The 5,987-nt window shown below is 61.6% G+C and carries 6 protein-coding genes and 2 pseudogenes; 1 reads left to right on the plus strand and 7 read right to left on the minus strand.

Annotated features, from left to right (window positions below):
- Window positions 1-316: 316 nt before the first annotated feature.
- Together HDG39_RS34775 and HDG39_RS34780 are read right to left on the minus strand one after the other, a co-directional pair.
- Window positions 317-889 carry a class I SAM-dependent methyltransferase gene (locus HDG39_RS34775; RefSeq protein WP_311668067.1) on the minus strand — a complete coding sequence of 191 codons (573 nt, stop codon included), beginning with the start codon at window positions 887-889 and terminating at the stop codon, window positions 317-319.
- 72 nt (window positions 890-961) lie between these two features.
- Window positions 962-1,207 (minus strand): annotated as a pseudogene (locus tag HDG39_RS34780) (hypothetical protein); the annotation flags it as partial.
- Window positions 1,208-1,269: 62 nt separating this feature from the next.
- On the opposite strand from HDG39_RS34780, the gene HDG39_RS34110 reads away from it, so the two are divergent.
- Complete coding sequence (locus HDG39_RS34110; RefSeq protein ID WP_184012639.1) at window positions 1,270-1,809, plus strand: hypothetical protein; 540 nt, start codon at window positions 1,270-1,272, stop codon at window positions 1,807-1,809.
- 189 nt (window positions 1,810-1,998) lie between these two features.
- Here the strand turns inward: HDG39_RS34110 and HDG39_RS34115 are convergent, their stop codons facing one another.
- The 5 genes and pseudogenes from HDG39_RS34115 to HDG39_RS34140 form a co-directional block, all read right to left on the minus strand.
- Window positions 1,999-2,469, minus strand: coding sequence for a YbhB/YbcL family Raf kinase inhibitor-like protein (locus HDG39_RS34115; protein ID WP_184012641.1), 471 nt, complete (start codon window positions 2,467-2,469; stop codon window positions 1,999-2,001).
- A gap of 858 nt (window positions 2,470-3,327) precedes the next feature.
- Window positions 3,328-3,903, minus strand: coding sequence for a chemotaxis protein CheB (locus HDG39_RS36005; protein WP_221305978.1), 576 nt, complete (start codon window positions 3,901-3,903; stop codon window positions 3,328-3,330).
- Window positions 3,904-4,322: 419 nt separating this feature from the next.
- On the minus strand, window positions 4,323-4,568 hold the full coding sequence (locus HDG39_RS34130; RefSeq protein ID WP_184012645.1) for a hypothetical protein: 246 nt from the start codon (window positions 4,566-4,568) through the stop codon (window positions 4,323-4,325).
- A gap of 270 nt (window positions 4,569-4,838) precedes the next feature.
- Window positions 4,839-5,642 carry a transglutaminase-like domain-containing protein gene (locus HDG39_RS34135; protein ID WP_184012647.1) on the minus strand — a complete coding sequence of 268 codons (804 nt, stop codon included), beginning with the start codon at window positions 5,640-5,642 and terminating at the stop codon, window positions 4,839-4,841.
- A gap of 251 nt (window positions 5,643-5,893) precedes the next feature.
- Window positions 5,894-5,987 (minus strand): annotated as a pseudogene (locus HDG39_RS34140) (IS5/IS1182 family transposase); the annotation flags it as partial.

The raw sequence follows: 5,987 nt of genomic DNA on the forward strand, positions 1-5,987 counted from the left end.
TGCATTCCGTCAGTGCAATCGGATTCGGCTGCTCGGGCAGTCGAGGGTATTGTTTGCTCACTTGACACCGGGCCCGCTAATGGGTGTCGACGATCCACCTCGGTCGATCGAGTGACCGTAACTGGCCGCCCTCTGCTTGTCGCGGCCGACGACAGGCGTCCCCGCTTCTGCCGATTGTCTGAGATCCACGACTGGCCGTTTCTCTGCGCGATGGACACTGTTGCAAATCGGCTGCTTTGCGCTGCATCAAAGCGGCTTGAACGCAAGCATCTGCCACGCCCAACGCGGGCATACCGTGGAACAGCTCCTTGGCGTTTCAGGCAACCGGCTTGCGCCACACGCTGGCTAGCCACGGCTGCCGCTCACGCGGCAAGCCGGCGGGCCGGTAATAGTGCTCAATTTCGACGAAGCCTGCGTCCGCCATATATCGGCGCCATGCTTCGAGATCATGGAAGACGCCGTAGCGGCCGTGGCTCCAGCCTTCCTGATTCGTGCCGCGCGGGTTGGAGCTGAACAGTACGCCGCCGGGCTTCAGCGTCGCGTGCAATTGCCGCAACACGCGCGGCAACGCCTGACTCGGGACATGGAACAGCGCGGCGTTGGCGAAAATGCCGTCAAAGTGCGCGGCCGGCAAATCGAGATGCAGGAAATCCTGCTGCCAGACGTCGCAGCCAGTCGCGTCACGCGCCATTGCAACGAAGCGCTCGGCGCCATCGAGGCCGACCGCGCAATGGCCGAGTGTAGTGAAGGCCTTGAGATCTCGCCCCGGCCCGCAGCCGAAATCCAGGATCGTAAGAGGCGGCTCGACTTCGATATGGTGCAGCAGCGCCGCGATGTTCTGCGTGACGTCGTGGTCGGTGAGCGTGAGGCTGGGTGCCGCCGTGGGCACGCGGCCCGCGAGGCGAATGCGCTTGCAGAACGCGCATGGGCACGCCTCGCGCAGGCGGCTATGGGCGACGCGCTGCGTTCGGCCAGCCGCCCAATGCAGCGTGAGCGCGCGCGCCGTGACGTCGTTGCGGATTTCGTCAGGCGTATTCCGAGCGTGGTCGCCGCTTCTTCGCGCACCCGCCACACGCTTTCTGATATCGATATCGCGTCGAGCGGTGGCGACAGGATGACGCCGGTTCTGCCGTTTTTGCGAGTTGCGACGGCAGGTCTTTTCGATTCCTGGCCGTGGCAAGGTTTTTAGCTTCCGCTCGCACGCCATTGCGCTCTCACGTCCCACGCACTTTAAAATGGCTTAATCGAATTACCGACGGATATCGTTAGATGAAAGACGCTTTTGAACGACGCGCGTTGCTGCTGCATCTCGGCGACGCGTTGCAAGCAATCGCTGCCGCGCTCGCAACCAACAACCCGCGCGACACAGTGCGCGATCTATTGGACGCTGACGCGGCTCTCGCCACCCATGCATGGCTAGCCGCCGTACCGCCCGATATGGAGGTCGCGAAGCGCGTTAGCGCGTCGTTTGCCGGCTGGCCCGCACAGTTGCTGGAAGCGCAGGTGGACTATAGGCAACTGGCATTTGCCGTACGGAGCAATCTGTTCGCGAACGACCCCCCAGGCTGGCACGCGTATGTCGGGGCACTGACGCGCGAGGTGGAATGGTTCGGCGATGCACTACCCGCTGCTTCGGAGACGACCGGGCAATCACGTGAAGCGGGCGACGACGATTCGCCCACGTCGGACACCTCCGACATCGAGACCGCCAAAGCGGAGCGTGGCGGAGAAGCGGGCGACGCACAGCGCGAGAGTGTCGAAAGCAACGGAGGTCTTTATCCGTCGTGGCCGTGGAAACCCGGCGGGTGATGTCAACGCCGCATCTGACGCATTGGAGATGGCGAACCGTGCGCAAACGCTGTATGGGATTGAAGTTCACCTGTCGGCTGCCTCGCCGAGTTTGTAGCCTTGAAACGCCTCGCGCCAATCGATGACATCTGCGCCAGGCATCGACGCGGAATCGACAGTCCCGGGCAAGTAGCGTCCAAGGTCCGCCTGTTACTTCTGGAATGTGCCGAGCAGTTCGGTGTGTGCCACGACATGGCCTTCCATTGCCTTTTCCAACGCCGCCTTTGTGGGCTTGTGAAGATCGGGCAGCACGGTGTCGAGCGCATACAGCTTATGGAAATACCGATGACGGCCAGCGGGCGGGCATGGGCCGCCATACGTGGTGCGATGGAAGTCGTTGGTGCCTTGGAGTGTACCTGCCGGAAGCGCGCCCGCAGTGACGCCCTCCTGAACGCCCGGAGCCGTCGCCGGGATGTTGTAAAGCACCCAGTGGACCCATGTCATCTGTGGCGCGGCCGGGTCGGGCGCGTCGGGGTCGTCGACGATTAGCACGAGACTTTTCGCATTGGCGGGTACCCCGGACCACGAGAGCGGGGGTGAGAGGTCCGCGCCCGTGCAGGTGTAGCGCTGGGGGATTTCGCTTCCTTCCTGGAAAGCCTGCGAGGTGAGGGTGAAGGCCATGGTGCGCTCCTCGGCGTCAGGCCGCGTCGCCAGCTAGTGCTTGCGATGCATCCAGCTCATATGATGCGTGTCGAGCCAATGGCTCACGCTCTCTTCGGGGTGGTCGCGCCTGTAGCGCCTCGACAGGGCCGATGCAACAACAGCGATAACCACAATGCCAACCCAAACACTGATCATTGACTGAGTCATGGCAGCCTCTCCTTAGGGAATGCGACCATCTCTAGATGGTAGTCATTGGCGGCCGGACTGGCTCAACTCGAGAAGACGGGTTACAGCCCGAACGGCTGCGTCAACGAACGGCCACTATGTTGCTCAACCGTGCGCCGTCGCTTCGTACGCACCGTTGCGGAAATCTTCCGCGTGCGCGTCGTAGTGCTGCAACGTGACGGCACTGATTTTATCGAGGTCGCGGGGGTCGAGTTCCATGCGGGAAGTATATCTCGGGGAATTTCCCGCACGACTACGTCGGACTTCCGGTGTCATCGGTCGTGGCCGGTTGCGTGCCGAACAGGATGAACAACGCGATTCCGTGTGCGCAACTGATTCCTCTTGGGTTTCCGAGGAAAGCGCACGGTATCAGGCGAACGGCTGGAGATGGCCGTACCTGGCCGATCGTCGTGCGATCGACCCGTGCGTGCCACGAGCGGCAGCACGCGACCCGTTTCAGCCCCTCAGTTCGTTTCTGCGAATGTCCCTACCCCGCTCGAAAGCGGCCCTTCCACCGGCGCCCCCGGCTCGGACGTAACGGAAGGCCGCCGGTGCGTATTCGCTTTGGACGAGCCGATTGTCGATCCACCCGCGACTCCGGGTGGCGTGTTGACGGACACAAGGTGTTGCGTCAAAGCCGTCTGTCGAGGCTTACGTCTCACCGCAAACGAGTTTCACAAGCAGGGGCGCTATTTCGTTTAGACGCGTTATGTAGTCCGGGTGGCCGCCTTTGATTGCATTGAGTGGCATCTCACGAGACCGGGCGTCGCGGGGGTCCTGTACGATGCCTAGTCCTCCAGCAGCTGTGATCGCGCGGAGTCCTGCCGTACCGTCCTGGAGGCCACCCGAAAGGACAATCCCAATCGCACGCGGTCCGAAGCTCCGTGCGACCGACTCAAACAGCTTGTCCACCGCGGGCCGTGCGAAGAGCACCTCGGGACCGCAATCCAGTCCTACACGGCCAGACAGGCGCACAGTCATGTGGCGGTCGGGCGGAGCCAGAAGGAGGCGTCCCTTTTGCACGACCTCACCATCGTGACCGTACGCCACCACAAGGGCTGTAGACTTGCCTACGAGCCCTGCTAGCAGCATGGGGCTGGAAGGCGCGGTATGCAAAACTGCCAGCAGGACCGCGGGAAAATCCCGTGGTAGTGGATGAACCAGCGTGCACAACGCGTCCAGGCCGCCGAGTGAACCTCCGATCGCTATGATGTCACGCACAGTCACGTTCCGTTCGTGTAGGCGGCTACGGGCCGCAATTTACAGACCCGAGGCGCGTCGTTGGTCAGAATGTCCATCGAAATCTGAGCCGCCGCGCACAGTGCTTGAGAGCGAAGCCGGCTCGCCCGACGGATCGTTCGCTGTTCGCTTCGTCAAATGGCGACTCGCCGCTCGTCAACAGTCGTTCGCAATGCGAACGCGAAGGGCCGTATGGGGGCCATTTCAGACGCTCAGCTACCGACTCTCATCGGGCGGCTGCACGGTGCTAACCGGCCGTTCGCCCGGGCGGCTCTAGAGCGGCGACGCTCACATCGGCGAACGCGTTACGACTCGTTGCAGACATACAGCTTCCGATTACGTAGTGACTGTTTACTAGCGATGAACGAAAATTGACTGGGCCCGGCGGCGAGGTTACGAAAGTGCGATCATTTTGCGGCTTCGAACAGGGCGACGAGATGCGCCTGCATCGCTTCCCGGCATCCTAGGAAGCCGTCCATGATCTCCATGACGCTGGAGAACCGCACGTAGGTACGCGGGTCATCGAACTGTTTGATATTCCCTTTGACGAGCAGCAGGTCCCAAGCGGGCTCGGTGGTGTCGAGGGCCAGATAGAACGCGCCGATGTGCGCGATGAAGTTGCGGGCGCTGGCCAGCCGGTTAAACCACTTCACGCCCTGAGTCGGTCCGTCAAGCGTTTCGAGGGGCCCTCGCCGTCTTCGTCCAGGAGCACAGCGCTCATTCGCCGAGTAGGCTTTGCTGGACATACTCCGCCGCGCATCCGGTCGCCCATAGTCCAGCGAACGACTGACGCGTGGAACGGGTGAACGACGCGGTGACGCTCAGGCGCGCAATCAATTAGGCCAGCGCGGTCCAAATGCTTACGTTACCGCGAGGGGATTCAAAAATTCCCCGTCGGCCCAGCAATGGCCAATAGTGCGCGGTTATTCCTGATCGCAATGCACCTTGAAGTGCGTTAGCACGGCGGCCCCAAACGCATTGCTTATCGCAACATCGGCGGCGTCGCGACCGTATGCCATCAAAACGCGCCCGATGCGCGGTGCGTTGTTACGCGGATCGAAGGTTTGCCAGCTACCCCCTACGTAGGCCTCAAACCACGCCGCGAAATCCATCGGCGCTGCGACGGGGGGCAAACCGACATCGCTGATATAACCGGTGCAGTAGCGAGCCGGAATATTCATGGCGCGGCATAGCGTGATGCCCAGATGGGCGAAGTCCCGGCAGACGCCCCTTCGTTCGCGGTAAACGTCCACTGCGGTTTTGGTCGGCCGCGCGTGCCGGTAATCAAATGCGATATGCCGGTGCACGAAGTCGCAGATTGCGAGAACAGTCTCGCGGCCCGGCGCGCACTGTCCAAAAACTTTCCACGCGACGTCGACCATCAAATCGGTTTCACAATAGCGGCTACCCAATAGGAAAACGAGCGTATCGTCGGGCAACTGCTCGACTGGATGGCCCCGACCGTCTTTCGGACGCGTTTCCATCGCATTTGGCACATTCAGAAGCGCGGTCGTGCTCAAGCCAACACGACCGGCGGGCGCGATTATCCGCGTGCAAAGGTTGCCGAACAAGTCGCGGTACTGCCTCGTCGCCACCGGCGGATCGGTAACGAGCAGATCTGCCTCGACAATATCCTTTGCATGCGAAAAGTGCGTGTTCAGCATCAGCATCATCGGCGTCGGTTGTGAGCACTCGTACGACAGTTCGTATCCGACGCGAAGCTTCATATATTTATCCTGTTCGTCTGATCCCGGAGGTTGGGGCTGGCAACTCAAAGGCGTGCGGCCCGAGACAGCCACAACAGATGATCCCACGACGCCGGGCGTCACGCTCGCATTCAAAAACAGTCGCCGCTACCTGGCCTGAGCGGCCCTGTGGTCTGTTGAAATGAAATGAACGCCGTCTCCCGGTGAGAGATTGGGCCTGACGCCAATGCTCTCAACGGCGACGATCGTCGTGCGTGCGACGTCGAACGCAGCTAGGCCGTGTTCACATTTAAAAGCGGCCCAAACGAGCAGGCAAGGGACGCGAACACGAGATAGCTGTCAGCGAGCTTGTCATACCGGGTGGAG

The organism is Paraburkholderia lebeckiae (assembly GCF_014201005.1).
GTDB lineage: Bacteria > Pseudomonadota > Gammaproteobacteria > Burkholderiales > Burkholderiaceae > Paraburkholderia > Paraburkholderia tuberum.